The 25,208-nt window shown below is 67.5% G+C and carries 26 protein-coding genes; 11 read left to right on the forward strand and 15 right to left on the reverse strand.

What is annotated here, in order from left to right; translation table 11 throughout:
* The first annotated feature begins 10 nt into the window (after nucleotides 1-10).
* Together putA and putP are read left to right on the forward strand one after the other, a co-directional pair.
* Nucleotides 11-3,202 (forward strand): bifunctional proline dehydrogenase/L-glutamate gamma-semialdehyde dehydrogenase PutA, encoded by a 3,192-nt coding sequence (putA, locus tag C1H66_RS02815; protein ID WP_102626391.1) that lies wholly within the window; start codon nucleotides 11-13, stop codon nucleotides 3,200-3,202.
* 43 nt (nucleotides 3,203-3,245) lie between these two features.
* Nucleotides 3,246-4,724: a sodium/proline symporter PutP gene (gene putP / locus C1H66_RS02820; protein WP_102626392.1), complete on the forward strand. Its 1,479-nt coding sequence runs from the start codon at nucleotides 3,246-3,248 to the stop codon at nucleotides 4,722-4,724.
* 69 nt (nucleotides 4,725-4,793) lie between these two features.
* Here putP and C1H66_RS02825 read toward each other — a convergent pair whose 3' ends face one another.
* Nucleotides 4,794-5,087: a hypothetical protein gene (locus C1H66_RS02825; protein WP_102626393.1), complete on the reverse strand. Its 294-nt coding sequence runs from the start codon at nucleotides 5,085-5,087 to the stop codon at nucleotides 4,794-4,796.
* 290 nt (nucleotides 5,088-5,377) lie between these two features.
* Here C1H66_RS02825 and C1H66_RS02830 point away from each other — a divergent pair, with 290 nt between their 5' ends.
* Together C1H66_RS02830 and C1H66_RS02835 are read left to right on the forward strand one after the other, a co-directional pair.
* Nucleotides 5,378-5,971, forward strand: coding sequence for an OmpW/AlkL family protein (locus C1H66_RS02830; RefSeq protein WP_102626394.1), 594 nt, complete (start codon nucleotides 5,378-5,380; stop codon nucleotides 5,969-5,971).
* A 195-nt stretch (nucleotides 5,972-6,166) separates the two neighbouring features.
* The gene (locus tag C1H66_RS02835) at nucleotides 6,167-6,799 is read left to right on the forward strand and encodes an OmpW/AlkL family protein (protein WP_102626395.1); all 633 of its coding nucleotides are present in this window, start codon (nucleotides 6,167-6,169) and stop codon (nucleotides 6,797-6,799) included.
* 69 nt (nucleotides 6,800-6,868) lie between these two features.
* On the opposite strand, the gene C1H66_RS02840 is transcribed toward C1H66_RS02835, so the two are convergent.
* The 5 genes from C1H66_RS02840 to C1H66_RS02860 all read right to left on the reverse strand — a co-directional run bounded on the left by C1H66_RS02840 (nucleotide 6,869) and on the right by C1H66_RS02860 (nucleotide 9,993).
* Nucleotides 6,869-7,369 (reverse strand): gamma-glutamylcyclotransferase family protein, encoded by a 501-nt coding sequence (locus tag C1H66_RS02840; protein WP_102626396.1) that lies wholly within the window; start codon nucleotides 7,367-7,369, stop codon nucleotides 6,869-6,871.
* A 20-nt stretch (nucleotides 7,370-7,389) separates the two neighbouring features.
* Nucleotides 7,390-7,722 (reverse strand): YqcC family protein, encoded by a 333-nt coding sequence (locus C1H66_RS02845; RefSeq protein WP_102626397.1) that lies wholly within the window; start codon nucleotides 7,720-7,722, stop codon nucleotides 7,390-7,392.
* Nucleotides 7,723-7,787: 65 nt separating this feature from the next.
* The gene (locus tag C1H66_RS02850; RefSeq protein ID WP_102626398.1) at nucleotides 7,788-8,546 is read right to left on the reverse strand and encodes an amino acid ABC transporter ATP-binding protein; all 759 of its coding nucleotides are present in this window, start codon (nucleotides 8,544-8,546) and stop codon (nucleotides 7,788-7,790) included.
* Nucleotides 8,543-9,217 carry an amino acid ABC transporter permease gene (locus C1H66_RS02855; RefSeq protein WP_102626399.1) on the reverse strand — a complete coding sequence of 225 codons (675 nt, stop codon included), beginning with the start codon at nucleotides 9,215-9,217 and terminating at the stop codon, nucleotides 8,543-8,545. Before C1H66_RS02855 ends, C1H66_RS02850 begins: the two co-directional genes overlap by 4 nt.
* Nucleotides 9,218-9,234: 17 nt before the next feature.
* Nucleotides 9,235-9,993: an amino acid ABC transporter substrate-binding protein gene (locus C1H66_RS02860; protein WP_102626400.1), complete on the reverse strand. Its 759-nt coding sequence runs from the start codon at nucleotides 9,991-9,993 to the stop codon at nucleotides 9,235-9,237.
* Nucleotides 9,994-10,321: 328 nt separating this feature from the next.
* On the opposite strand from C1H66_RS02860, the gene C1H66_RS02865 reads away from it, so the two are divergent.
* The 4 genes from C1H66_RS02865 (at nucleotide 10,322) to C1H66_RS02880 (ending at nucleotide 13,298) form a co-directional block, all read left to right on the forward strand.
* A complete protein-coding gene (locus C1H66_RS02865; protein ID WP_102626401.1) occupies nucleotides 10,322-11,347 on the forward strand; it encodes a DUF3549 family protein in 1,026 nt (341 codons plus the stop codon).
* 24 nt (nucleotides 11,348-11,371) lie between these two features.
* Nucleotides 11,372-11,809, forward strand: a complete 438-nt coding sequence (locus C1H66_RS02870; RefSeq protein ID WP_102626402.1) for an ATP-dependent zinc protease family protein — start codon at nucleotides 11,372-11,374, stop codon at nucleotides 11,807-11,809.
* Between the two features lie 23 nt (nucleotides 11,810-11,832).
* Entirely contained in the window at nucleotides 11,833-12,741 is a 909-nt protein-coding gene (gene rimK, locus C1H66_RS02875; RefSeq protein WP_102626403.1) for a 30S ribosomal protein S6--L-glutamate ligase, read from the forward strand.
* A gap of 110 nt (nucleotides 12,742-12,851) precedes the next feature.
* The gene (locus C1H66_RS02880) at nucleotides 12,852-13,298 is read left to right on the forward strand and encodes a hypothetical protein (RefSeq protein ID WP_102626404.1); all 447 of its coding nucleotides are present in this window, start codon (nucleotides 12,852-12,854) and stop codon (nucleotides 13,296-13,298) included.
* Nucleotides 13,299-13,311: 13 nt separating this feature from the next.
* Here C1H66_RS02880 and C1H66_RS02885 read toward each other — a convergent pair whose 3' ends face one another.
* The 7 genes from C1H66_RS02885 to C1H66_RS02915 all read right to left on the reverse strand — a co-directional run bounded on the left by C1H66_RS02885 (nucleotide 13,312) and on the right by C1H66_RS02915 (nucleotide 20,073).
* Entirely contained in the window at nucleotides 13,312-14,028 is a 717-nt protein-coding gene (locus C1H66_RS02885) for a SanA/YdcF family protein (protein WP_102626405.1), read from the reverse strand.
* 32 nt (nucleotides 14,029-14,060) lie between these two features.
* The gene (gene sufT, locus C1H66_RS02890) at nucleotides 14,061-14,633 is read right to left on the reverse strand and encodes a putative Fe-S cluster assembly protein SufT (RefSeq protein WP_102626406.1); all 573 of its coding nucleotides are present in this window, start codon (nucleotides 14,631-14,633) and stop codon (nucleotides 14,061-14,063) included.
* A gap of 8 nt (nucleotides 14,634-14,641) precedes the next feature.
* The gene (locus tag C1H66_RS02895; protein ID WP_102626407.1) at nucleotides 14,642-15,901 is read right to left on the reverse strand and encodes a cysteine desulfurase; all 1,260 of its coding nucleotides are present in this window, start codon (nucleotides 15,899-15,901) and stop codon (nucleotides 14,642-14,644) included.
* Between the two features lie 15 nt (nucleotides 15,902-15,916).
* Complete coding sequence (sufD, locus tag C1H66_RS02900; protein WP_102626408.1) at nucleotides 15,917-17,275, reverse strand: Fe-S cluster assembly protein SufD; 1,359 nt, start codon at nucleotides 17,273-17,275, stop codon at nucleotides 15,917-15,919.
* Nucleotides 17,272-18,024 carry a Fe-S cluster assembly ATPase SufC gene (gene sufC, locus C1H66_RS02905; protein WP_102626409.1) on the reverse strand — a complete coding sequence of 251 codons (753 nt, stop codon included), beginning with the start codon at nucleotides 18,022-18,024 and terminating at the stop codon, nucleotides 17,272-17,274. The genes sufD and sufC overlap by 4 nt, the downstream gene beginning before the upstream one ends.
* Nucleotides 18,025-18,093: 69 nt before the next feature.
* On the reverse strand, nucleotides 18,094-19,536 hold the full coding sequence (gene sufB, locus C1H66_RS02910; protein ID WP_102626410.1) for a Fe-S cluster assembly protein SufB: 1,443 nt from the start codon (nucleotides 19,534-19,536) through the stop codon (nucleotides 18,094-18,096).
* Nucleotides 19,537-19,608: 72 nt separating this feature from the next.
* On the reverse strand, nucleotides 19,609-20,073 hold the full coding sequence (locus C1H66_RS02915; protein WP_102626411.1) for an SUF system Fe-S cluster assembly regulator: 465 nt from the start codon (nucleotides 20,071-20,073) through the stop codon (nucleotides 19,609-19,611).
* Nucleotides 20,074-20,353: 280 nt separating this feature from the next.
* Between C1H66_RS02915 and C1H66_RS02920 the strand changes: the two genes are divergently transcribed.
* The 3 genes from C1H66_RS02920 to C1H66_RS02930 all read left to right on the forward strand — a co-directional run bounded on the left by C1H66_RS02920 (nucleotide 20,354) and on the right by C1H66_RS02930 (nucleotide 23,248).
* On the forward strand, nucleotides 20,354-21,121 hold the full coding sequence (locus tag C1H66_RS02920) for a class I SAM-dependent methyltransferase (protein ID WP_102626412.1): 768 nt from the start codon (nucleotides 20,354-20,356) through the stop codon (nucleotides 21,119-21,121).
* Between the two features lie 16 nt (nucleotides 21,122-21,137).
* A complete protein-coding gene (locus tag C1H66_RS02925) occupies nucleotides 21,138-22,040 on the forward strand; it encodes a complex I NDUFA9 subunit family protein (RefSeq protein WP_102626413.1) in 903 nt (300 codons plus the stop codon).
* Between the two features lie 101 nt (nucleotides 22,041-22,141).
* Nucleotides 22,142-23,248 carry a histone deacetylase family protein gene (locus tag C1H66_RS02930; protein ID WP_240618194.1) on the forward strand — a complete coding sequence of 369 codons (1,107 nt, stop codon included), beginning with the start codon at nucleotides 22,142-22,144 and terminating at the stop codon, nucleotides 23,246-23,248.
* Between the two features lie 91 nt (nucleotides 23,249-23,339).
* Here the strand turns inward: C1H66_RS02930 and gloA are convergent, their stop codons facing one another.
* On the reverse strand, nucleotides 23,340-23,873 hold the full coding sequence (gene gloA / locus C1H66_RS02935) for a lactoylglutathione lyase (protein ID WP_102626414.1): 534 nt from the start codon (nucleotides 23,871-23,873) through the stop codon (nucleotides 23,340-23,342).
* A 205-nt stretch (nucleotides 23,874-24,078) separates the two neighbouring features.
* Nucleotides 24,079-25,203, reverse strand: coding sequence for a CapA family protein (locus C1H66_RS02940; RefSeq protein ID WP_102626415.1), 1,125 nt, complete (start codon nucleotides 25,201-25,203; stop codon nucleotides 24,079-24,081).
* Between the last annotated feature and the right edge of the window lie 5 nt (nucleotides 25,204-25,208).

The following is a 25,208-nucleotide window of genomic DNA, read 5'->3' on the forward strand; positions in this document are numbered from 1 at the left end:
GGGGACTTTCATGCTCAACTCCAACAACATGCTGGATACCGCCACCTGGCAGCAGGATCTCGACTCCCTCTTCTCCCGCATCAGCGACCACTACGTGGTCGACGAGGAAGCCTTCGTCGGAGAGCTGATCGAGACCCTCAGCGCCAACCCCGAGGACTTCCGCCGCATCGCCGGCAAGACCGCCGAGCTGGTGCGCGAGGTCCGCGAGATGGAGACCGCCGTCGACACCATCGACGAACTGCTGCAGCAGTACAGCCTCGACACCCACGAAGGGCTGATGCTGATGTGCCTCGCCGAGGCGATGCTGCGCATCCCCGACAAGGCCACCGCCGATGCCCTGATCGAGGACAAGCTGGGCCCTGCCGACTGGAAGGCCCACCTCGGCCAGAGCGAGTCCTGGCTGGTCAACGCCTCCACCTGGGGCCTGCTGATGACCGGCCGCGTGGTGACCCTGGACAAGCCGCGCGATGGCAAGCCCAGCGGTTTCATCAACAGGCTGGTCAACCGCATGGGCGAACCGGTGATCCGCCGGGCCATGCTCGAGGCCATGAAGGTGATGGGCAAGCAGTTCGTGTTGGGCCGCGACATCGACGAGGCCCTCAAGCGCTCCAAGCCGCTGTTCGACAAGGGCTACACCTACTCCTACGACATGCTCGGCGAGGCCGCTCGTACCCGGGCCGACGCCAAGCGCTACTTCGATGACTATGCTCGCGCCATCGAGCAAGTCGGCAAGACCAGCAAATCGCTCTCCGACAATACGCCCTCCCCGTCGATCTCGATCAAGCTCTCGGCGCTGCATCCACGCTACGAGTTCGGCCGACGCGACCAGATACTGCGCGAACTGGTCGGCCGCGTACGCGAGCTGGCGGCACTGGCCCGCGAGCGTGATGTCGCGGTGACCATCGATGCCGAGGAGGTCGACCGCCTCGAGCTGTCGCTGGAGGTGTTCCGCGCCATCTACGAGAGCGACACCTGCCGCGGCTGGGGCCACTTCGGCCTGGTGGTGCAGGCCTATTCCAAGCGCGCCCTGCCGGTGCTGCACTACCTCAACCGCCTGGCCGATCGCCAGGGCGACGAGATTCCCCTGCGGCTGGTCAAGGGGGCCTACTGGGACAGCGAAATCAAGGAGTCGCAGCAGCTCGGCGTGGAGGGCTACCCGGTCTTCACCCGCAAGGCGAGTACCGACGTGGCCTACCTGGTCTGCGCCCGCTTCCTGCTCTCCGACGCGACGCGGGGTCGGATCTTCCCGCAGTTCGCCACCCACAACGCCCACACCATCAGCGCCATCCTCGAACAGGCCAACGAGGCCTCGCGCGCCTTCGAGTTCCAGCGCCTGCACGGCATGGGGGAGGCGCTCTACGACGCCGCCCTGAAGCGCGCGCCCCGGGGCACCTACTGCCGCATCTACGCGCCGGTCGGTGCCCACAAGGACCTGCTGCCCTACCTGGTGCGCCGCCTGCTCGAGAACGGCGCCAACTCGTCGTTCGTGCACCAGCTGGTGGACCCCAAGGTGCCGGTCGAGTCGCTGTGCGAGCACCCGGTGGAAACCCTGAAGCAGTACTCGCGCCTGGCCAACCCTCGCATCCCGCTGCCGCGGGATATCTATGGACCGCAACGCAAGAATTCACGGGGAGTCAACCTGAATATCCGCAACCAGTACCAGCCGCTGATGGATGCCATGTCGCGCTTCATGGACAAGACCTACCGGGCCAGGCCGCTGCTGGCCTTCGAGGTGGCCGACGATGCGGCCAGCACCCATGAGGTCACCAGCCCCTATGATCGCAACCAGCGCGTCGGCAGCGTGCAATGGACCAGCGCCGCCCAGGCCGCTCAGGCCCTGGAGGCCGCCTGGACCGCCTTCCCGCGCTGGAACGACACGCTGGTCGCCGAGCGCGCCGCCATCATTCGCCGCTTCGCCGACCTGATGGAAGAGCATCTCGCCGAGCTGATGACGCTCTGCTCCCGCGAAGGCGGCAAGCTGCTGACCGATGGCGTCGACGAGATCCGCGAGGCCGTGGACTTCTGTCACTACTACGCCATGCGCGCCGAGCAACAATTCGCCGAACCGACCGTACTGCCCGGCCCCACCGGCGAATCCAACGAGCTGATGCTCTCGGGCAAGGGGGTGTTCGCCGCCATCAGCCCCTGGAACTTCCCGGTGGCGATCTTCTGCGGCCAGGTGGTGGCCGCCGCAGTGGCCGGCAACACCGTGCTGGCCAAGCCCGCCGAGCAGACCTCCATCGTCGCCCATCGCGTGATCGAGCTGCTCCACGAGGCCGGCATGCCCCGCGACGTGGTCCAGTTGCTGCCCGGCGACGGCCCCACCGTGGGCAGCGTGCTGACCAGTGATCCGCGCATCACCGGCGTGGTGTTCACCGGCGGCACCGACACCGCCCAGATCATCAACCGGGCGCTGGCGGCGCGGGAGAACGCCCCGCTGCCGACCCTGATCGCCGAGACCGGCGGCATGAACGCCATGATCGTCGACTCCACCGCACTGCCGGAGCAGGTGGTGGCGGACGTGATCCAGTCGGCCTTCCAGAGCGCCGGCCAGCGCTGCTCGGCGCTGCGGGTGCTCTACCTCCAGGAGGACGTGGCCGACCGCGTGATCGAGATCCTCGACGGCGCCATGGCCGAGCTGCACGTCGGCGATCCCCGCGACCTGGGCACCGACGTCGGCCCGGTGATCGACGAGGACGCGCGCCAGGGCCTCATGGCGCATATCGAGAAGCTCAAGGGCGAGGGTCGCCTGCTGGCCGAGACCCGCCTCGACCCGGCCCACACCGCCCATGGCACCTTTGTCGCGCCCACGGCCTTCCGCATCGACGGCATCGACGCCCTGGAACGGGAACAGTTCGGCCCCGTGCTGCACATCGTGCGCTACAAGGCCAGCGAGATCGACGCGGTGGTCGCATCGATCAACGCCAGGGGCTATGGACTGACCTTTGGCGTCCACAGCCGCAATGAATCCTTTGCCGAACTGATCACGCAGAAGATTCGGGTTGGCAATGTCTACGTCAACCGCAATATCATTGGCGCCGTCGTCGGGGTCCAGCCCTTCGGTGGTCAGGGCCTCTCCGGTACCGGCCCCAAGGCGGGCGGGCCACACTACCTGCAGCGCTTCGCCACGGAAAAGACGGTGACCGTCAACACCGCGGCCCTGGGCGGTAACGCCTCACTGCTCGCGCTGGGAGACGAGTGACCCCGCTCGTCCGTTACGACAACAACTCTGAAGGAACCCCCTCATGGTCGAGAACAATGCCACCATCGGCTTCACATTCGCCCTCTATCTGCTGGTGATGCTCGGCATCGGCGTCATCGCCTACAAGCGCACCACCAATCTGTCCGACTATATCCTCGGCGGCCGCTCGCTGGGCCCCTGGACCTCGGCGATCTCCGCCGGGGCCTCGGACATGTCCGGCTGGCTGCTGCTGGGCCTGCCCGGGGCCGCTTACGTCAGCGGCCTGTCGGCGGGCTGGATCGCCGTCGGCCTGCTGGCCGGCACCTGGCTCAACTGGCTGGTGGTGGCGCGGCGACTTCGCGTCTACAGCTTCACGGCGAGCGACTCCCTGACCCTGCCGGAGTTCTTCGCCAACCGCTTCCGTGACAAGTCCCACGTGCTGCGGGTGGTCTCGGCGATCTTCATCCTGATGTTCTTCATGTTCTACACCAGCTCGGGCCTGGTGGCCGGCGGCAAGCTGTTCGAGACCGTGTTCGGCTTCGACTACACCATGGCGGTGACCATCGGTACCCTGGCGATCATCTCCTACACCTTCTTCGGCGGCTTCCTGGCGGTCTCCTGGACCGACCTGATCCAGGGCCTGATGATGGCCGTCGCCCTGCTGATCGTGCCGGTGATCGCCCTGACCGAGCTGGGTGGCTTCGGCGGCAGCGGCGCACAGATCGTCGCCGAGAACCCGGACATGCTGAAATGGTTCACCGACGCCTCCACCGGCGAGACCCTGACCCTCATCGGCATCGTCAGCTCGCTGGCCTGGGGGCTGGGCTACTTCGGCCAGCCGCACATCCTGGCCCGCTTCGCCGCCATCCGCAGCGAGGCCGACATCCCCGCCGCGCGGCGCATCGCCGTCTCCTGGTCAGCGCTCTGCCTGGTCTGTGCCATGGCGGTGGGTATCCTCGGATCCGTCTACATGGCCCGCGATCTGGGCGACGGCGAGACCATCTTCATGGTGATGGTCAATGCCATCTTCCACCCGGTGATCGCCGGCGTGCTGCTGGCCGCCATCCTGGCCGCCGTCATGTCCACCGCCGACTCCCAACTGCTGGTGTCGTCGTCTGCGCTGACCGATGATTTCTACAAGGCCATCTTCCGCAAGGATGCCGGCCAGTCCGAGCTGGTCTGGGTCGGCCGCTTCGCGGTGATCGGGATCGCCGCACTCGCCTATCTGCTGGCCATGAACCCGGACTCCACCGTGCTGGGCCTGGTCTCCTACGCCTGGGCCGGCTTCGGTGCGGCCTTCGGCCCCGCGCTGATCATGGCGCTGTTCTGGCGGCGCATGAACACCGCCGGCGCCCTGGCCGGCATCGTGGTGGGGGGGGTGACCGTGGTGCTGTGGGCCCAGGCCTCCGGCGGCATCTTCGACCTCTACGAGATCGTCCCCGGGGTCGTTTTCGCCTACATCGCCATCGTGGTGGCGAGCCTGGCGACAGGCGAACCAAACGACCAGATTACCGCCGAGTTCGACGGACTCGACACCATCTGATCCAGGGTTGTCGGCTCGACACGGCAAGCCGCCCTCGGGCGGCTTTCCTCGTCTCCGGGGCAGGCCTGCTCAACTCGTCAGCCCCCGGCCCAGCAGCACCAGGGTGAAGGCGGCGAGTGCCACCAGGCTCCAGGGTGGCGTGGTCATCCGCCTGAGCCACGGCCAGCGAGCCTCCAGCCCGAGCGCCTGCATGAAGGCCGCGCCCAGTGCCCAGATACCGAGCCCCATCAACGGCAGCCGCAGCGGCAGCGGGAGGTCGCGCAGCAGCCCAGGCTGCAGCAGCAACCACACGGCCAGGCCCGCGGCGAGCAGGATGCTCCCCAGCAGCGCCCAGGGCAGATGTCGGCGTGTCTCGATCCTCATCACGGCTCTCCTTGTCGCCTCCCTCTAGTCAAGACGATTCCGGCCGAACTGGCGAGTCGTACCTGCTGCAGCGCGATAATATTTGTACAAGCTTTGCAACACCCTGTTATCCTGTCACCGCCGCCCTGAGCGAGAATATCGGCGATACACCCGCCATATCAGGATCGCCGAGGCCATAACAATTTTTTACAAGACTTTTAGAAACACTGTTTCTTATAATGAGAGCGTCCAATGCCCGCCGGACTGACCGGTGAGATGTTTCTGGCTCGAGAAGATGGAGGAATCCCCTCATGAGCAAGACCAAATTGATCTCTGCCGTCGCCATCGCCGCCGGCTGTGTCCTCGCCAGCCAGGCCGCCATGGCCTACAGCGCCGGTGACTTCTTCGTTCGTGGCGGCATCGGCAAGTCCGATACCCGCTCCGACAACGGTGTCGTCGACAGCATCAGCAGCGGCGAGCGTGGCTTCACCGCTGGCGCCGGCTACCTGTTCCACGACAACATCGGCGTCGAGCTCAACGGTTCCGAGAAGATCGAGCACGACTTCTCCGCCGGCGACCTGTCCGGCAGCTTCGACCGCATGCCGGTCAACCTGCTGGTCAACTACTACCCGCTGGGCGGCCTCGACTCCCGTGTCCAGCCCTACGTCGGCGCCGGTCTCAACTACACCCGCTTCTCCGGCGAGCCGGAAGGCGTCCACGCCCGTCGCAGCTACGGCGCCGTGGGCCAGGTGGGTATCGATCTCGCCGTGACCGAAAACTTCATGCTCAACGGCTTCGCCAACTACGCCGACGTCGATTCCCGCCTGTCGGTGGACGGCGAGCGCATCGGCACCGCCAAGGTGGACCCGATGACCATCGGCGGCGGCGTGACCTTCCGTTTCTAAGCGTCACAGCAGTGCCACCGCGAACCTCGACGCCGGGCCCAGCGCCCGGCGTCGTTTCGTATGCCGGCGACATTTTCACCGTTCGCCAGGAACCCTTGCCCTGGATCAAGAACAGCCGCTTACGCACTGGGTAGACTCGCGCTATTCGATCATCGCGGCCACCGCCGCCTCTCGCTGCCCTCAAGGAGTCGATCCATGCGCAAGCCCCTCCTGTCCACCCTGCTCGCCGCCGGCCTGGCCACCGCGGCCTTCACCACCAGCACCCAGGCGTTCGCCTATGGCGCCGGGGATGTCTTCACCCGTCTGGGCGTGGCCAAGGTGGCCCCCAAGAGCGACAACGGCAGCCTGGCCGACGGCGCGCTCGACGTCGATGTCCAGGACGACACCGGCTTCGCCTTCACCCTGGGCTACCGCTTCCATGACAAGCTCGGCGTGGAGCTGCTGGCCGCCCTGCCCTTCGAGCACGACATCGAGCTCAACGGCAACAACGTCGCCTCCACCAAGCATCTGCCACCGACCCTGACCCTGCAGTACTACCCGCTGGGTGGCACCGCGGCCCGGGTCCAGCCCTATGTCGGCGCCGGCATCAATTACACTCGCTTCTCCAGCGAGAAGCTGGACATCGAAGGCGTCGACCTCGAGCTGGACAGCTCCTGGGGGGCCGCCGGCCAACTGGGTGTCGACCTGCTGATCAATGACAACTGGGCGCTCAACGCCGCCGCCTGGTACCTCGACATCGATACCGACGCCACCGTCGGCGGCGCCGATGCCGGCACCGTCAATATCGACCCGGTCGTGGTGATGGGCGGCATCAGCTACCGCTTCTGAGCCTACCGCCCATCATGACGAGGCCCGCCATCGGCGGGCCTCGTCGCACTTACGAGTGGCGGAGCGACCTCAACGGGGCGTATGGCGCGACAGCCCCAACTGCCCCAGGGCGTGGTCGTCGAGGTCGGCCACGGCCTCCACCGCCGCCAGGCGTCGATGGTAGTCGGGACTGAGGAAGGGCTCGCCGGCCAGCAGGTGCTCGAGATACTCCCGGGCTGGCCGCAGCGCTTCGGCGGTGGTGCCCTTCGCGGCGATATAGACCCAGGCCTCGATGGCTCCCTCGCGGGTGACCACCGGCAGGCGGTGACGATCGTACTCGCGGGGGAAGCCCTCGAAGGGGTCCATCAGCCGGATCTGTTCCGGGTGCTCGAGCTCGAACAGCGCCCCCTCGACCCGCTCGCCCGGCACCGGCACCACGTTGGCATGGGCGATGCCGGCGATCCGCGAGGCCTTGTCGAAACGCAGGGCATGATCGCGCAGGATCCCGGCGAGCACCCGTCGGGTGGCGCCGATGCGCGCCGCGACCCGGGCCGGGTTCATGTTGCTGCCGTAGGCGAAGTAGTAGGGCATGTCAGGCTCGGTTCGCGTCGCTAGTTCTCGGTGACGAGGCGGTCGATCTCCTCGATCACCTTGCGCATCAGCAGACGCTCGCTGGTACGCGCCCCCTGCTGGGCCAGGTAGGTGTCCACCGCCGGCGCCACCTCGCACTTCGCCGGCAGCGGCGCCGCCTCCTCGACCAGGGCGTTGAGGCGCACGATGAACACGAAGCGCAACCACTGGGGCAGCGCCATGGTATCGACGCAGAAGGGCTGCACGCTCTCGAAGGCCGCCGGGTCGGGGCGCTCCATGCTCCACAGGTCGGTGGCCCTCATGGTGGCCTCGAGTTCGCGCAGCGCCTGCTCGAGCTCCTCGTGAACGGTCATGGGGTGTCCTCCAGTATGTCTGTCCCACTATTATCCCGCGCCCGCCCGGTGAGGGCCAACCGGGATCAGAACGTTCCGGAGGCTGGCTGGCCGGCCAGGACCTTGCGCAGGAAGTCGCGGGTGCGGGGGTCCTCGGGGGCGTTGAACAGCCGGGAAGGGGGCCCCTGTTCGACGATGCGCCCCCCTTCCATGAAGATCACCCGATCGGCCACGTCCCGGGCGAAGCCCATCTCGTGGGTCACCACCAGCATGGTCTGTCGCTCCTTGGCCAGCTGCTTCATCAGCGCCAGCACCTCCTCGACCCATTCGGGGTCCAGCGAGGAGGTCGGCTCGTCGAACAGGATCACCTCGGCCTGGGCCGCCATGGCACGGCCGATGCCGACACGCTGCTGCTGGCCCCCGGAGAGTGAGGCCGGATAGGCATCGGCCTTGTCGGCCAGGCCGATGCGCGCCAGGATCTCCCGGGCCCGGGCATGCGCCTTGGCCCTCGGCCAGCGGTTGACCACGATCAGCCCCTCGGCGATGTTCTCCAGCGCCGTCTTGTTGGCGAACAGGGCATAGTTCTGGAACACGAAGGCCGTTCGCCGTCGGGCCGCCAGGATGTCGGCGCGGCTGGCTCGGGTGACGTCGACGTCGAGATCGCCGATGACCAACCGCCCGGCGTCCGGTCGCTCGAGGAAGTTCAGGCAGCGCAGCAGGGTCGACTTGCCGGTACCCGAGGGGCCGATCACCACGATGATCTCACCCCGGTCGATCTCCAGGTCGATGCCATCGAGCACGGTGCTGTCGCCGAAGCGCTTGACGAGATGGGTTACCTTGATCATCTGCGATACGCCCTGTTGAGCCGTGCCTCCAGCCGGCGTTGCAGCCATGCCAGCAGCTCGACGATGACCCAGTACATCACCGCCACCGTGACGAAGGCCTCGAAGTAGAGGAAGCTGCCGGCCGCCTCCTTCTGGGTCGCCCCCATCAGCTCGGTGACGCCCAGGGTGAAGGCCAGGGAGGTGGCCTTGATCATGTCGATGAAGTAGTTCATCAGGGTGGGCACCGCGACCCGGGTCGCCTGGGGCAGCACGATGCGTCGCATCAGTTGGCCATTGGTCATGCCGATCGACAGCGCCGCTTCGGTCTGGCTGCGATCGACCCCGACGATGGCGGCGCGGATCGACTCCGCCATGTAGGCGGAGAAGTGCAGCGTCAAGCCCATGATGGTGGCGGTGATGCCGTTGATCTGGGTCAGGAAGGCCAGCAGTTGCGGTAGCCCGTAGTAGAACAGGAACAGCTGGACCAGTAGGGGGGTGCCGCGGAAGAAGGAGATGAACAGCAGCGTCGCCGCGTTCAACCCCGGAATCCGCAGCACCCGGATCACCGCCAGGCCGCAGGCCAGCACCAGGGCCAGCGCCATGCCCGCGGCCGCCATCTGCAGCGTCAGCGGCAGATAGCGCAGCAGGACCGGCAACAGCCCCAGCATGTAGTCGAAATCGAGAACGCGCATATCGGTGTGTGAGCCGATCAGGGACGAGTGATATCGGTACCGAACCAGCGCTCGGAGATCTCGGCCAGGGTGCCATCCTCGCGCAGTGTGGCCAGCGCCGCGTCGACCCGGTCGCGCAGGGCGCGATCCGCCTCGGTGTCGCGGAACGGCAGGGCGTTGCGGATCTGCGAGAAGGGCTCGCCGGCCAGCTGCAGGGGCAGCGGTTTCTCCTTGATCACCTGGCTGGCGCTGACCCGATCCATGACGAAGGCGTCGACGCGCCCCAGGGCCGTGTCCTGCTCGATGTTGCTGTCGTAGGTGCGGATATCGATCTCGTCGGCATAGGGCAACTCGCGCAGCAGCTGCTCGTAGTTGGAGCCCAGGTTCACCGCCACGGTCCTGCCGCGCAGGTCCTCGACGCCACCGATGGACTCGTTGCCGGTCCTCACCACTACCTGGGCACCGTCATAGACGTATGGCTCGGTAAAGGTGTACTTGGCCTGCCGCTCCTCGGTGATGGTGATCTGATTGGCGATGGTGTCGATACGCCCCGACTCGAGCATGCCGAACAGCCCGGAGAAGTTGGCGGTCACGAACTCCACCTCGCTGCCCATCTCCTCGGCCACCGCCTCCATGACGTCGACCTCGAACCCCTTGAGGGTATCCTGCTCGACGAAGGTGAAGGGGAAGTAACCGCCGGACATGCCGACCTTGATGGTCTCCCCCTGGGCCAGTGCGGTGCCGGAGAAGGCGATGGCGCCAGCGGCGAGCATCGTCAGGGTAAAGGAACGCAGCATGGGTATGCCTCCCGTGGGTGAAAAAGCCATTTTTTGGAATAAAAACCACTTCATTATATTCCATATGTGCACATACCGTAGGAGAAATCCCCGACGGCAGCCAATAGCCGTTGATTATGCCTGCCATAGGCCAGCGGTGCAGGACGTTCATGCACAGAATCCCTGAACGTCCCTGTGGATAATCGTTGGACAGGTGTGTCATCACCCGGTCATCCGGGCCTTCCGCGCCGCTGGTCAGATATTGACCAGCCAGGCGCCCCTTCCTGCTCGCTGCGAGCTGACAGGAGGCAAGTGCCACGGTAGAGTGCACGGTCCGAGAGGAGGGAGCATGCAACCGATTCACAGCCTTCACGATTTCTTCACGCGCAGTGGCGCCGAGGTGTACCTCTACCACCTGGGGCGCCGGGTGGAGCCCTGCCCCCTGGCCACCCTGGCCGGCTTCGAGGCCGGCGAGCTCCCCTGGCCGACCCCGTGGCGAGGCGAGGCGCGCCTCGGCCTGGTGTTCCGTCTGGGCGACGTGCGCGACCCGCTGATCTGGTTCCTGGCCCTGCCCCTCGACGAACAGGGTCAGCTGGTACCGGCGCCTCGGGACGCCTTCGTCCAGCGCCTGCTCGAGACCCTGGGGCGCAGCGTCTCGGCCGCGGGCCGAGAGGATGGCACCGCGACGGATAACCTGATGAAGGACAACCCCCTCGCCTTCACGCCCTCCCTGCCCTTCCAAGCCATGCTGCACGCCCGCGCCAGCCTCGACCTGGGACTGCCGGCCAGCCAGCACCTGGAGCCGGTGGAGGCCTACCTCAGCGGCCAGCAGCCGGTCGACTGGCAGGCCCTCGGCCTGCAGGGCCTGGCCGACTTCGCCGTGCGCATGGACGACGAGGCGGGTCGTGCGCTGGCCTCGCGTCTCCCCGAACTGCCCGACGAAGTGCTCACCTCGCTGTGCTACTGTCTCGAGCATGTGGCCATCGGCGACGAGCTCGCCGAGGCGCTGCGCCGGCGTGGGGAAGCCGCCGCCGCCACCGGTGATATCGAGGGGTTCTGCGCCTGCGTGCGCGCCATGGGTGGCGCCTCGACGGAGATCGCCGGCCGCTGGTTCGATGCGCTGCTCGACGACCCGGGTGCCTGTGGCCCCGACCTGCTCGCGGCCATTGCCGCCCGCGGCTGGACACACCTCGAGCACGGCGAGCGCCTGCGGTGCTTCCTCACGCGGCTCGCGGAACAGCCAGGCGTCGAGTTCACTGCCCTGGTGCGCGACCTGGCGCTGGTGCCACGCTTGCGCGTTCCGGTGCTGATGACGCTGCGCGAAGCCGCGGCAGACAGCGCCATCGGACGCCGGGTGGCCGGGCTGACACGCTGAGCGCAGAGACCTGGGAGCGAGACGATGAAAGAACTACCCTACACGCCCAAGGCGGTGATCGGCCGGCGCGAGATGGTTACCCTGCCGGAGCTGCACCTGACCCTGTGTGCCAAGGCCGACACCGGGGCCCGTACCTCGGCACTGCATGCCGAGGACATCGAGTCCTTTGAAGAGGAGGGCCACCTCTGGGTCAGCTTCACGACCCGCAGCGGCGGCCCCGGCACCCCGGCGCACGTCCACCGCCTGCACCTGCATGACCAGCGCCGCGTGACCAGCTCCAACGGCCAGGCCGAGTGGCGCTACGTGATACGCACACCGATGCGTCTGGGCAAGCTCGAGTACCCGGTGGAACTGACCCTGTGCGACCGGCGCAACATGCGCCACCCCATGCTGCTGGGACGCCGCGCCCTGCGCCGCCTCCTGGTGGCGCCCGGCGTCGCCTTCCTCCACGGCGAACCCTGATCCCCCGGCACACGGAGTCCTGCATGCATATCGCGCTGCTGTCACGCAATCGCAATCTCTACTCCACCCGCCGGCTGGTGGAGGCGGCCGAGCAACGGGGCCATACCGCCCGGGTCGTGGACACCCTGCGCTGCTACATGAACATCGCCTCGCATCGCCCCTCGATGCACTACAAGGGCCAGGAGATCGAACCGTTCGACGCGGTGATCCCGCGCATCGGCTCCTCGGTGACCTTCTACGGCTGTGCGGTACTGCGCCAGTTCGAGATGATGGGCACCTATGTGCTCAACGACTCGGTCTCCATCACCCGCTCCCGGGACAAGCTGCGGTCGCTGCAGCTGCTCTCGCGCAAGGGGCTGGGCCTGCCGATCACCGGCTTCGCCCACTCGCCGGACGACATTCCCGACCTGATCACCATGGTCAAGGGGGCCCCACTGGTGATCAAGCTGCTGGAAGGCACCCAGGGCATCGGCGTGGTGCTGGCCGAGACCAACCAGGCGGCCGAGAGCGTGGTCCAGGCCTTCATGGGCATGAAGGCCAACATCATGGTCCAGGAGTACATCAAGGAAGCCAGGGGAGCCGACATCCGCTGCCTCGTGATCGGCGACAAGGTGGTGGCGTCGATGAAGCGCCAGGCGGCCGATGGCGAATTCCGCTCCAACCTGCACCGCGGCGGCACCGCCAGCGTGATCCGCATCACCCCGGAGGAGCGCTCAACGGCGATCCGTGCCGCCAAGGCCATGGGGCTGCGAGTGGCGGGTGTCGACCTGCTGCGTTCCAACCATGGCCCGGTGATCATGGAAGTGAACTCCTCGCCCGGCCTGCAGGGCATCGAAAGCGCCACCGGCAAGGACATCGCCGGCCTGATCATCGAGCATATCGAAAAGAATGCCGCCACGCCGCGCAAGCCCCCCCCTAAACCCAAGGGTTAATTGCGAGGAAAGTGCCCGAACTTGTAAAAAGAGGAAATTAATCGCTCCCGGGGGTAGCAAAACAGTGTTTCCCCCGCCACAATCGCCGTCACCGGAGGAGGTGACCGCTCATGTTTCTCGACAATCGCCAAGTGGCGATGGACAGTGTCCTCGAGGCACTGGCCGACAGCATCGACTATTTTCAGGACAATCTGGAACGCCTGCGGCCGCCCCTGCGCGATGCCCTCAAGCCGCACTACGAGGCCAGGACGAAGTCGATGCGCGAGTTGCAGGAACTGGCCCGCAAGCACCTCGACCTGCTGCCCCGGGACGCCGATGTGGAGCGAGACGACTACCTGTGGCTGTGGAGCCGGCTGAAGAGCTTCGTCGGCAACGATAGCCAGGTACTGATCGGTGAGCTGCTCGAACAGGAGCGGGTACTGATGCAGTCGCTCTCCACCCTCTTCACCCACCCCCTGCCCGCGGCCATCGAGCCGGTGATCGAGGAGTGCTGGAAGGGCTGCCGGGCGCTGATCCGCGAGCTCTACGCCCTGCAGAAACAACGCCAGCGCCGCTGAACCGGCCGGCCAGCTACTCGTCGACGGTGGCCCCGCCGTCCAGCACCCACGCCTCCCAGGTGCGTGGTGCAATCTCCAGCGGCTCCAGTGGGCCCAGGAAGTAGGGCTCGCGCCCCCACAGGTAGAGGTCGCCCAGGGTCGCCACCCGGGCGATCCACTCGCGTGCCTGCAGCCGCCATACCCCCGTCACCGGTCGCGACGGCACCGCACAGCCGGTCACCTCGAGCCCCAGGGTATCGGCGATGTAGAGCGCCCGCGGCAGATGCCACGCCTGGGTGATCAGCAGCGCACTCTCGACGCCGAACACGTCGCGCGCCCGGGTCAGGGTGTCGAAGGTACTGAACCCCGCATAGTCCAGGGTCATGTCCTCGTCGCGGATGTGGCGCCCACGCAGGTCCCGCCACATGGTCACGGGTTCGTTGTAGAAACGGGTACGGTTGTCGCCCGAGAGCAGCAAGTGGTCGACCCGCCCGAGGCGGATCAGGCGTGCGGAGGCGCTCATGCGGGCATCGAAGTGGGGGTTGCGGACGCCGCTGCGCGTCCAGTGGGAGGTGCCGAAGACGATGCCGACCCGCTGCGCGCCGCACAGCGGCAGTTCGTGCTCGATGCGGGCCTGGGTCTGGCCCAGGACCCAGAGGTTGCCGGCCACGAACAGCAGGGTCGCCAGCAGCAGCAGCGCCCCCAGTGACATCAGCAACACCTTGAAGAGCTTCCACAGCAGCGCGTGCATCCATCCCCCCGACGGGAAGAAGCCGAAGGGCGTCAGAACATCCCCAGCTCCAGCTTGGCCTCGTCGCTCATCATCTCACGGCTCCAGGGTGGATCGAAGACGATCTCGGTGTGCACCTTGCTGATCTGCGGGGCGCCGAGGATCTTGTTGCGGGCATCGGCGGCGATCACGTCACCCATCCCGCAGCCCGGCGCGGTCAGGGTCATGCGGATGGTGACGATGCGCTCGCCAGTGATCAGCCGCTCGATGCGACAGCCGTAGACCAGGCCCAGGTCGACGATGTTGACCGGGATCTCCGGATCGAAGCAGGTGCGCAACTGGTCCCAGACGAACTCCTCGATCTCGTCGTCGGAGGCCGTCTCGGGCAGCGTCGGGCGCGGCAAGGCCTCGAGCCCCAGGGCATCCAGGTTGGCGCCCTCGATCAGGTAGAGCCGCCCCTCGAAGCCGACGCTGACCGAGCTGCCCTTGGCCTGCATCACGCTGACCAGGCTGTCCTCGACCAGGGTCACGGTCTTGCCGAAGGGAATGGAGATCGCCTCCACGTCGCGCTGCAGCGGCAGCGTCTGGCCCTTCTCGAGGCCGGCAATCTGCTCGATAGTGCTCATGGGGCTCCTTAGCGCACCATGCCGATGACCCGCTCCAGGGCCTCGGCGAAGACATCGACTTCTTCCAGGGTGTTGTAGGCGGCGAACGAGGCCCGGCAGGTGGCGTCCACGCCGAAGTGTGTCAGCAGCGGCTGGGCACAGTGGTGGCCGGTGCGGATCGCCACGCCGAGCTGGTCGATCAGCAGGCCGATGTCCTGGGAGTGGGCCCCGTCGACCACGAACGACAGCACGCCGGCCTTGCCCGGCGCGGTGCCGAGGATGCGCAGGCCGTCGATGCGCGAGACACGCGCGGTGGCGTGCGCCAGCAGGCGCTGCTCCCAGGCGCCGATGGCCTCGAGGCCCAGGGCGTCGACCCACTTCAGTGCGGCGCCCAGGGCGATCACCTCGGCGATGGCCGGGGTGCCGGCCTCGAACTTGTGCGGAATCGCGGCGAAGGTGGTGGGCGTCTCGAAGGAGACGCTCTTGATCATCTCGCCACCGCCCTGCCAGGGCGGCATGGCCTCGAGCAGCTCGGCCTTGCCGTACAGCACGCCCGCCCCGGTGGGCCCGTAGACCTTGTGGCCCGAGAAGGCATAGAAATCAGCATCGATGTCGCGCACGTCCACCTTCTGGTGGGGCGTCGCCTGGGCGCCGTCGACCAGGATCAGGGCCCCCTCGGCGTGGGCGATCGCCGCCATCTCGCCCACCGGGTTGACGGTGCCGAAGGCATTGGAGACATGGTTCACCGCCACCAGCCGGGTGCGCGCGGTGAACAGCGCCCGGTAGGCGTCGAGATCGAGCACGCCCCGCTCGTCCACCGGGATCACCTTGATCACGATGCCGAGCTCGCTGGCCAGCAGCTGCCAGGGCACGATATTGGAGTGGTGCTCGAGCAGCGACACCAGCACCTCGTCGCCCGGCGTCAGGTTGGCCCGGCCCCAGGCGCCCGCCACCAGGTTGATCGCCTCGGTGGTGCCGCGGGTGAAGATGATCTCGCGGCTCTCGGCGGCGTTGAGAAAGGCCCTCACCGTCTCGCGGGTGCCCTCGAAGGCGGCGGTGGCCTCGTCGGCCAAGGTATGCAGCCCGCGGTGGATATTGGCGTTGTAGCGGCCGTAGTAGTCGTCGAACACCTCGATCACCTGCCGCGGGGTCTGGCTGGTGGCGGCGTTGTCGAGATAGACCAGCGGCCTGCCGTGTACCTGGCGCGCCAGGATCGGGAAGTCCGCGCGGACCGCGGCCACGTCCAGGGACGGGACATCGAGTGTGGTGCTGGTGGCCAGATCAGTCATGGCTGCTTCCCCTCCTCATTGCTCGCCGAGTGCCACGGCGGCCTCCACCAGGCCGGCCAGGTTGAAGCGTTCGGGCAGCTTGCCGGCCACCGCCAGTTCGACCCGTTCGGACACGGCATCGAGATCCACCTGCTCCATCACCTCGCCGGCGAAGGCCAGGGTCAGCAGGCCGCGGGCGGTCTGCTCGTCGATGCCGCGGGTACGCAGGGCGTAGATCGCCTCCTCGTCGAGCTGACCGGTGGTGGCGCCGTGGGAGCACTTGACGTCGTCGGCGTAGATCTCGAGCTCGGGCTTGGTGTCGATCTCGGCGCGGTCGGAGAGCAGCAGGTTGGCGTTGTTCTGGTACGCCTCGATCTTCTGGCTGTCGCGCTTGACGATCACCTTGCCGTTGAACACGCCATGGGCACGGTCGTCGAGAATGCCCTTGTAGTTCTCGCTGGAGCGGGTAAGCGGCGCGTTGTGGTTGACCAGGGTGTGGTTGTCCACGTGCTGGCGCCCCTGGCCGTAGAACAGGCCGTTGAAGTGGGTCTCGGCGCCCTGACCGTTGAGGTCCGCCACCAGGTCGGTGCGCACCAGGCCGCCACCGAGGTTCAGGTTGAACGAGGTGAAGCGGCTGTCGCGGGCCTGCTCCACCTGAATGCTGGCCACGTGCAGGTCGCCGAGCGGCGCCTCCTGCAGCTTGTAATGGGTCAGGATGGCGCCGCGATCCAGCATGATCTCCTCCACCAGGTTGGTGAAGTTGGCCGCGGCCACCTCACCCACGTGGTGCTCGATCACCGTGGCCTGGCTGCGCCCCCCGGCCTCGATCAGGATGCGCGGATGGCTCATCACCGGGGCCGCATTGGCCCGGGAGAGGAACTGCAGGATGATCGGCTTCTCGACCACGGTGCCCGGCGCCAGGCGCAACACGGCCCCCTCCTCCATGAAGGCGGTGTTGAGCGCCGAGAAGGGCGAGAACTCGACCCCGGTGAGCCGCCCCAACGGGCCGCCGACGGCCTCGTGGTTCTCGGCCAGCGCCTGGGACAGCGACAGCAGCCGCACGCCGGCGGGCAGGTCGTCGAGGTGGGAGAGCGCCGCCGAGTAGACCCCGTCGACGAAGGTCAGGCGGTGCGCCTCGATGGGTAGCGTCAGGGCCGCCGCCGAGGCCTGGGAAAACTCGCCGTCGGCGGCCAGGGCGAAGTCGCCCCGGGCGATGGCGCGCACGTCGGTGTACTTCCACTGCTCGACGCGGCGATGGGGAAAGCCCATGGCCTCGAAGCGGGCGGCGCCGGCCTGGCGGCGGGCGGCGATCCAGGTCGGCTCGGGCCCTCGTGCAGCGGCGCGCTCGGCCAGGCGGTCGAGGAAGCGCGTCACATCGTTCTGAACTTCGCTCATGCGGCGGTTTCCTCCAGCAGCCATTCGTAGCCGCGGGCCTCGAGCTCGCGGGCCAGCTCGGCGTCCCCGCTCTTGACGATGCGGCCGTCGACCAGCACGTGGACCTTGTCGGGCACCACGAAGTCCAGCAGGCGCTGGTAGTGGGTCACCAGCAGGATGCCGCGATCCTTGGCGCGCAGGGAGTTCACGCCGTCGGCGACCACGCGCATGGCGTCGATATCGAGGCCGGAGTCGATCTCGTCGAGCATGGCGAGCTTCGGCTGGAGCACCAGCATCTGCAGGATCTCGTTGCGCTTCTTCTCGCCGCCGGAGAACCCCTCGTTGACGGCGCGCTGCAGGAAGCTGGTGTCCATCTTCATGAAGGCGACCTTCTCCTTGATCAGCTTCATGAACTCCGGCGCCGGGATCTCCCCCTCGCCGCGGGCCGCACGCTGGGCGTTGAGCGCCGCCTTGAGCAGGTAGATGTTCTTGACCCCGGGGATCTCCACCGGGTACTGGAAGCCCAGCAACAGCCCGGCCTGGGCCCGCTCCTCGATCTCCATCTCCAGCACGTCCCGGCCCTCGAAGGTGATGGAGCCGGCGGTCACCTCGTAGCCGTCCTTGCCGGCGATCACCGCGGACAGGGTCGACTTGCCGGCCCCGTTGGGCCCCATGATGGCGTGAACTTCCCCGGCCTTGACGGTCAGATTGAGGCCCTTGAGGATTTCTGAACCCTCGACCGTGACGTGCAGATCCTTGACTTCGAGCATGTTGATTACCTTTGATCCGGTTTGCGCCGCCCGCGCGACGCCGATAGGTGCGATGGTTGCCGCGGCGGCCTAGCCGACGGCCCCCTCGAGGGTCACGTTCAGCAGCGCCTCGGCCTCGACGGCGAACTCCATGGGCAGTTCCTGAAAGACGTCCTTGCAGAAACCGTTGACGATCATGCTGACCGCGTCCTCCTCGGAGATGCCACGGCTCTGGCAGTAGAACAGCTGGTCCTCGCCGATCTTCGAGGTGGTCGCCTCGTGTTCGACGGTGGCGCTGCTGTTGCCGATCTCCTGGTAGGGAAAGGTGTGGGCGCCACACTTGTCGCCGATCAGCAGGGAGTCGCACTGGGTGAAGTTGCGCGCATTCTTCGCCCGCGGCCCCACCTTGACCAGCCCGCGATAGGATTGATTGGCGCGCCCGGCGGAGATGCCCTTGGAGACGATGTAGGAGCGGGTGCCCTCGCCGATATGGATCATCTTGGTGCCAGTGTCGGCCTGCTGGCGGCCATTGGTCACCGCCACGGAGTAGAACTCGCCAATGCTGTCCTTCCCGCGCAGCACGCAGGAGGGATACTTCCAGGTGATCGCGGAGCCCGTCTCGACCTGGGTCCAGCTGATGCGCGAGCGGTCGCCGCGGCAGTCGCCACGCTTGGTGACGAAGTTGTAGATGCCGCCCTTGCCGTCCTCGTCGCCGGGGTACCAGTTCTGTACCGTGGAGTACTTGATGTAGGCATCCTCCAGGGCCACCAGCTCGACCACCGCGGCATGCAGCTGGTTCTCGTCGCGCATCGGCGCGGTGCAGCCCTCCAGGTACGACACCTGGGCGCGGCTCTCGCAGATGATCAGGGTGCGCTCGAACTGGCCGGTGTTGGCGGCGTTGATACGGAAGTAGGTCGAGAGCTCCATGGGGCAGGTCACGCCCTCGGGCACGAACACGAAGGAGCCGTCGGTGAACACCGCCGAATTGAGCGCCGCGAAGTAGTTGTCGCCCTGGGGCACCACGGTGCCCAGGTACTGCTTGACCAGCTCCGGGTACTCGCGGATCGCCTCGGAGATCGAGCAGAAGATCACCCCCGCCTCGTGGAGCTTCTCCTTGAAGGTGGTGGCCACCGAGACGGAGTCGAACACCGCATCCACCGCCACCCCGGCGAGCGCCGCCCGCTCGTGCAGCGGAATGCCCAGCTTCTCGTAGGTCTCGAGCAGCTTGGGGTCGACCTCGTCGAGGCTCTGGGGGCGGTCCTCCGGGCGCTTGGGCGCGCTGTAGTAGGAGATCGCCTGGTAGTCGATAGCCGGGTAGTCCAGGTGCGCCCAGGAGGGCGGCGTCATCTTCAGCCACTGATGGTAGGCCTTGAGGCGCCACTCGAGCATCCACTCCGGCTCGCCCTTCTTGTTCGAGATGAAGGCGATGGTGCTCTCGTCGAGACCGGGCGGTACCGTATCGCTCTCGATGTCGGTCACGAACCCTTCCTTGTAGTCGCGACGGACGAGCTGTTCCATTTCCTGACTTGCCATGATGCGTCCCCTCCCGGGCGGTTGGGTCGGCGAGCCGTGCTCGCCTCGGGTAATGAATCCGGTTCGGTGGGCTCAGGCCGTGTCGGCGGCCAGGCTCACGCTCTGTATGGGTAGCTGCACCGGCAGCTTGAGCGGCGCGGTATCGGCCAGGTGGGCAAGCGTCACGCTGTCGAGCAGGGTGCGCACCCCCAGTGAAACGCGCTGCCAGTTGTCGGCGACCCCGCAGGTGGCGGCGAGATCACAGTCGCCCTCGGCGTGGCTGCATTCGGTCATCGCTACCGGCCCCTCGATGGCGGTGATGATGTCGATGGCGGTGATCCGGGAAGCCGGTCGCGCCAGGGAGTACCCCCCCTGGGCGCCGCGGTGCGACTCCAGCAGCCCCGCCTTGACCAGCATCTTCAGGGTCTTCGAGACCGTGGGATGCGGCAGCTGCACCGCCTCGGCGAGCTCCGCCGCCGCATGCGACTGCTCGGGATGCCGGGCGATCTGGGCCATCACCACCGCGGCATAGTCGGTCAGCCGTGAAAGCTTGAGCATGCCTGACTCCTCAGGGGCACGGGCCTGGACGGACCCGCGATCGATTGGGGACCATTTTAGTCCTGTATGATTTCGATGTGAAGCCCCCCGGCCAGATCCCGCCCGCAGTGGACAGGATGTCGGCATGATCAGCGCCGATCCCATCAAAAACGCCAATCATTCTCATTCGCCATCACTATCGAGACCCCGCCGCTGATCCGCGAGCTGATGGCCGGCGACCGCTAATGGGTTAACCTGAGACCAGCAAGGCACGAAACCTGCCCCCGTCACGGAGCCGCCCATGACCGATGTCCCGCACAATGCCCCCGGCCAGAACTGGAATGCCCGCGGCTATGCCCAACACGCCGACTTCGTGCCGGCGCTGGGGAGCGCCGTGGCCGAACTGCTGGCGCCACGCCCCGGCGAGCGTATCCTCGATCTGGGTTGTGGCGACGGCACCCTGACCGCAGCCCTGGCCGAGTCCGGCGCCACCCTCGTCGGGGTCGACGGCGCGGACGACATGGTCGATGCCGCCCGGGCTCGCGGGCTGGATGCCCGGCTGGTGGATGCCCACCACCTGCCCTTCGACCACGAGTTCGATGCCGTCTTCAGCAACGCCGCGCTGCACTGGATGCTCAATCACGAGGCCGTGGTCGCCGGCGTGAGGCGGGCACTGAAGCCGGGGGGGCGCTTCGTCGCCGAGTTCGGCGGCCACGGCAATGTCGCCGCCATCTGCACCGCCCTGCTCGCGGCGCTGCATGTCCGCGGCATCAGCGGCAAGGCCCGCTTCCCCTGGTACTTTCCCACCACCGAAGAGTATCGCTCCTGCCTGGAGGCCGCCGGCTTCACGGTCGAGACCATCGAGCTGATTCCACGCCCCACGCCACTGCCCACCGGCATGGCCGGCTGGCTGGCCACCTTCGCCAACCCCTTCCTGCACGGCCTGGACGACGACGTTCGCGAGGCGGTGCTGGAAGATGCCCTCGCCTGGCTGGCCCCCAGCCTGTGCGACAGCCACGGCAACTGGACGGCCGATTATGTGCGGCTGAGGCTCAAGGCACACTGCTGATGCAGGAGGCATCGCCATGACCCGGGGCCCGATCACGGTCTTCGGTGGTACCGGTTTCCTGGGCCGCGCCATCGTCCGCGAGCTGGTGGATGCCGGCCAGACGGTACGCATCGCCGCCCGCCACCCGGCCCTGCCCGACTGGGCCGAGGACGGCGACCAGCTCGAACTCGCCCACGCCGATATCCGTGACGAGGCCAGTACGGCCTCCGCCCTCGCCGGGGCCAGTGCCGCGGTCAATGCGGTGAGCCTCTACGTGCCGACCCGCCAGGCGAGCTTCGAAGCCATCCATGTGGAAGGCGCGAGCCGCCTGGCACGCCTGGCCAGACGGGCCGATATCGAACGTCTGGTGCAGATCTCCGGCATCGGCGCCACCCCGCACTCGGATTCGGCCTACGTGCGCGCCCGCGCCCGGGGCGAAGCCGCGGTGCTCGATGCCCTGCCCAGGGCGATCATCGTGCGCCCCAGTGTGCTGTTCGGACCGGGCGACGCCTTCCTCTCCACCCTCGCCGGGCTCACCCGGCTGCCGCTGATCCCGCTGTTCGGCCAGGGCGAGACCCGGCTGCAGCCGGTGCATGTGGTGGACGTCGCCCGGGCCCTGATCCGGCTGCTCGGCGAGCCGCTCACCGAGCGGCGCCTGTTCGAGCTGGGCGGGCCGGACGTGATGCGCTACCGCGACATCCTCGAGCTGGTACTGGCCCACCGGAAACGCGACCGACGGCTGCTGCCGGTGCCCTTCGTCGCCTGGCGGACGCTGGCGGCGCTGGCATCGGTCCTGCCCAACCCTCCCCTGACCCGCGATCAGGTGATCCTCATGCAGCGGGACAACATCGTCGACGACGGCACCGGCACCTTCGACGACCTGGGCATCACGCCTCGTGCCCTGCGCGAGAGCCTGCCGGAGTGCCTGCCCCCCCCGTGAGTTCGACGACACCCGTTCCCCCGACTCCCCTGCCCCGTCTATGCTGTAGCCAGGCATTTGCCTGAATCGCCTTTTCGCCGCACACCCATGGAGCTTCAATCGTGGCCGACGAGAACAGCGTGATCGCCTTCTATGACGAGCGGATGCTGGCCCATGAGCCGGATATCGAGGCACCTTTCCTGCCGGGTCGCATGGACAAGCGAATCCGCTCGCTGTTGTCGGGGTTGGGGGTCCCCTGGAAGTATCCGGAACACCCCGCCAGGCTCACCGCCATCCGGCATCTGCTGGAACTCGAGCCGGTTCCCGGCGTGACCTTCGAGTCAGGCAAGGCGGCGACGCGGGAGCAACTGGGCCGCGTGCACACCAGTTCCTACCTGGACCATATCTTCGAGCTTCGCGGCCAGAGCGCCTGGCTGGATGTGGACACCACAGCCGTGTCGCCCGGTAGCGTCGACGCCGCCGAGGTAGCCGCCGGCACGGCGATCGCCGCCGTCGAGGCCGTCGTCGAGGGCAGAGCCGCGAGCAGTTTCGCGCTGGTGAGACCCCCCGGCCACCACGCCGAGCCGGTGCGCGCCCGCGGCTTCTGCCTGTTCAACAACGTGGCGGTGGCCGCCGCTCATGCCCGCGCGGCACTGGACTGCAGGCGAGTGATGATCGTCGACTGGGATGCCCATCACGGCAACGGCACCCAGGATATCTTCTGGGCCGACCCGCATGTGCTGTTCTGCGACCTGCACCGCGCCGCCCCCTTCTATCCCGGCACGGGGAGCCTCGAGGAGATCGGCATGGGCCTGGGGGATGGCACCAACGTCAATATCCCCCTCCCCGCCGACGCCGGCGACGCCGCCTACCTCAAGGCCTTTCGCGAGATCCTGGTACCGGCGGCCGAGTGGTTCCAGCCCGACCTGATCCTGGTCTCGACCGGTTTCGATCCGCACAGCCATGACCTGGCCATGGAGGTCTCCTATGACGGCTTCGCCGCCATGACCGGCATCCTCAAGACCCTGGCCCGCCGGCACTGCCAGGGACGCCTGGTCTTCGTGCTGGAGGGCGGCTACAACCTGATCTCGCTGTCACGCGGCGTCAGGTCGGTGCTTCGGGTGCTGGCCGGCGACGAGCCGCCGGAACCCGGCCAGCGTGGCATCGCCGAGGTCGAGGCCGCGGCGGACTTTCACCGCGGCGCCTTCGTCGGGCCACCCCCGGACTGACCCGGCGAACGCAGGGAACGGGGCCGGCCAACCCAGCAGGTGGCACGAAAGCGACTTCTCGGATCACGATGCCGGACTCGGGCAGGCGGATTCAGTCGCCCAGGGCGGCAAGCCGCTCGGCCTGGACCACCTCGATCCAGTAGCCATCGCGGTCCTTGACGAAGACCACGTTCTTCATCTTGCCCTGGTCCGAGCGCTTGACGAACTCGACGTCGTTGGCGTCGAACCAGGCCTCGGCCGCCTCGAGATCGGGCACCGAGAAGCAGATATGCCCGAAGCCCTGGGGCTCGGCATTGCCGTCGTGGTAGGCGAAATCCGCCTGCTCCTCGGTGCCCCAGTTGTGGGTCAGCTCCAGCACGCCGCGCTGGCCGAAGGTCCAGACCGTGCGCTCGCCGGTCGCTTCGGGCACGCTCTCGCCGGCCTCCGGCCGGGCCAGGAAGTAGAGCGAGAACTGCATCTCCTCGAAATCCAGCCGGCACAGCACACGCATGCCGAACACCCGGGTATAGAAGGCCAGCGCCCTCTCCGGGTCCTTGACCCGCAGCATGGTGTGGTTGAGGCGAAAGCCGTCGGACTCCGCGGTCGGCGACTGCACGCCGGGATACTGCTCACCCTGAAAGCTCATCTTGATCTCCTTTTCACTGTACGAGCGTGGGCACCCGGCCAGGCCGGGTGCCCGCCATCGGCTTCGGACCTCGCCTACCCGCCCGATGCCGGCCAGCTTGTCGTGCTGGCCGGTGCTCCGGTGCAGGGCTCCCGGGCACGGGGTCGAGACAGGCTGCCACGAACGGCGGGGCCGGCGCCAGGGTCTCCCCCTCGCCACCGGACCATCAATGCCACTCGAGGACCAGCCGCCCCTGCGCGTCGAGTCGTACCCCGGTGCCGAACCGCCGCCCTTCCCGGTTCAGCATCCGGCACAGCCACTGCGCCTCGTCGGGTGTGGCCCGGTTCAGACGAAAGTGGCGCAGCCGCATGGGCACCAGGACCAGCCGCGCCAGGCGGCCACCGGCCAGCCCCAGAGTCGGCGAGTAGAGCAGCACCAGATCACTGCGGAAGCCCTCGTGCCCGGAGATGCCTTCATAATCGTTGATCAGGTCGCCGCAGCCGTAGAGGATCAGCTTGCCGCGGTGCACCTCGATGCCCAGCGGATGATGCGAGGAGTGTCCCCAGACGAGATCGACGCCGGCCTCGTCGACGAGCCGATGGGCGAAGCGCCGATGCGCGCGAGGAATCTCGTAGCCCCAGTTGCCGCCCCAGTGCAGCGAGACCACGGCGAGGTCCCCCGGCTCCCGACGCCTGGCGATCTCGGCCGCAATGGCACCCACGGCCTCGGCCGTGAGCTCGGGCAACAGGTGAATGCCGGGCCGCTCATCGGTAGCCGCCCAGGCCCGGGGGATGCCGCTGCTGGGGGCCCCCAGGGCCTGCAGCCACACCCGCCCCCCCGCCACGTCGAAGGGCACCGGCGCCAGCGCCTCTGCACGGCGGCGCCCGGCCCCCACGGTGCGCAAGCCGGCGCCTTCGAGCACCTCCAGGGTCTCGACGAGGCCATCCGGCCCCCAGTCGAGCACATGGTTGTTGGCCAGCACGCAGCCCTCCACCCCGGCGGCACCGAGCACGGGCAGGTTGGCCGGGTGCATGCGGTAGTTGATGCCCTTGGGCTCGGCGTCGTCGCTGGTGGTGACCGCCGTCTCCAGGTTGACCAGCCGCAGGTCCGGCGCCAGGCGGTCGAGTTCCTCCAGGGCATCGCCCCAGATGTAGGAGAAGTCCTGGGGCCGGGGGATGGGACCGGTCGCCCGTTCGGCCAGCGAGACATAGCCGATGGCCGACGTCATGTACGACTCGAAGAGCCGGGGATCGCCCGGGTGGGGCAGTATCTGGTCGATGCCGCGCCCGGTCATCACATCCCCGGTCAGCCACAGGGTCGTATCGGTCACGTCGCGACGTGGGAAAGCCATCGGGG

Source organism: Halomonas heilongjiangensis (assembly GCF_002879645.1).
Taxonomy (GTDB): domain Bacteria; phylum Pseudomonadota; class Gammaproteobacteria; order Pseudomonadales; family Halomonadaceae; genus Halomonas; species Halomonas heilongjiangensis.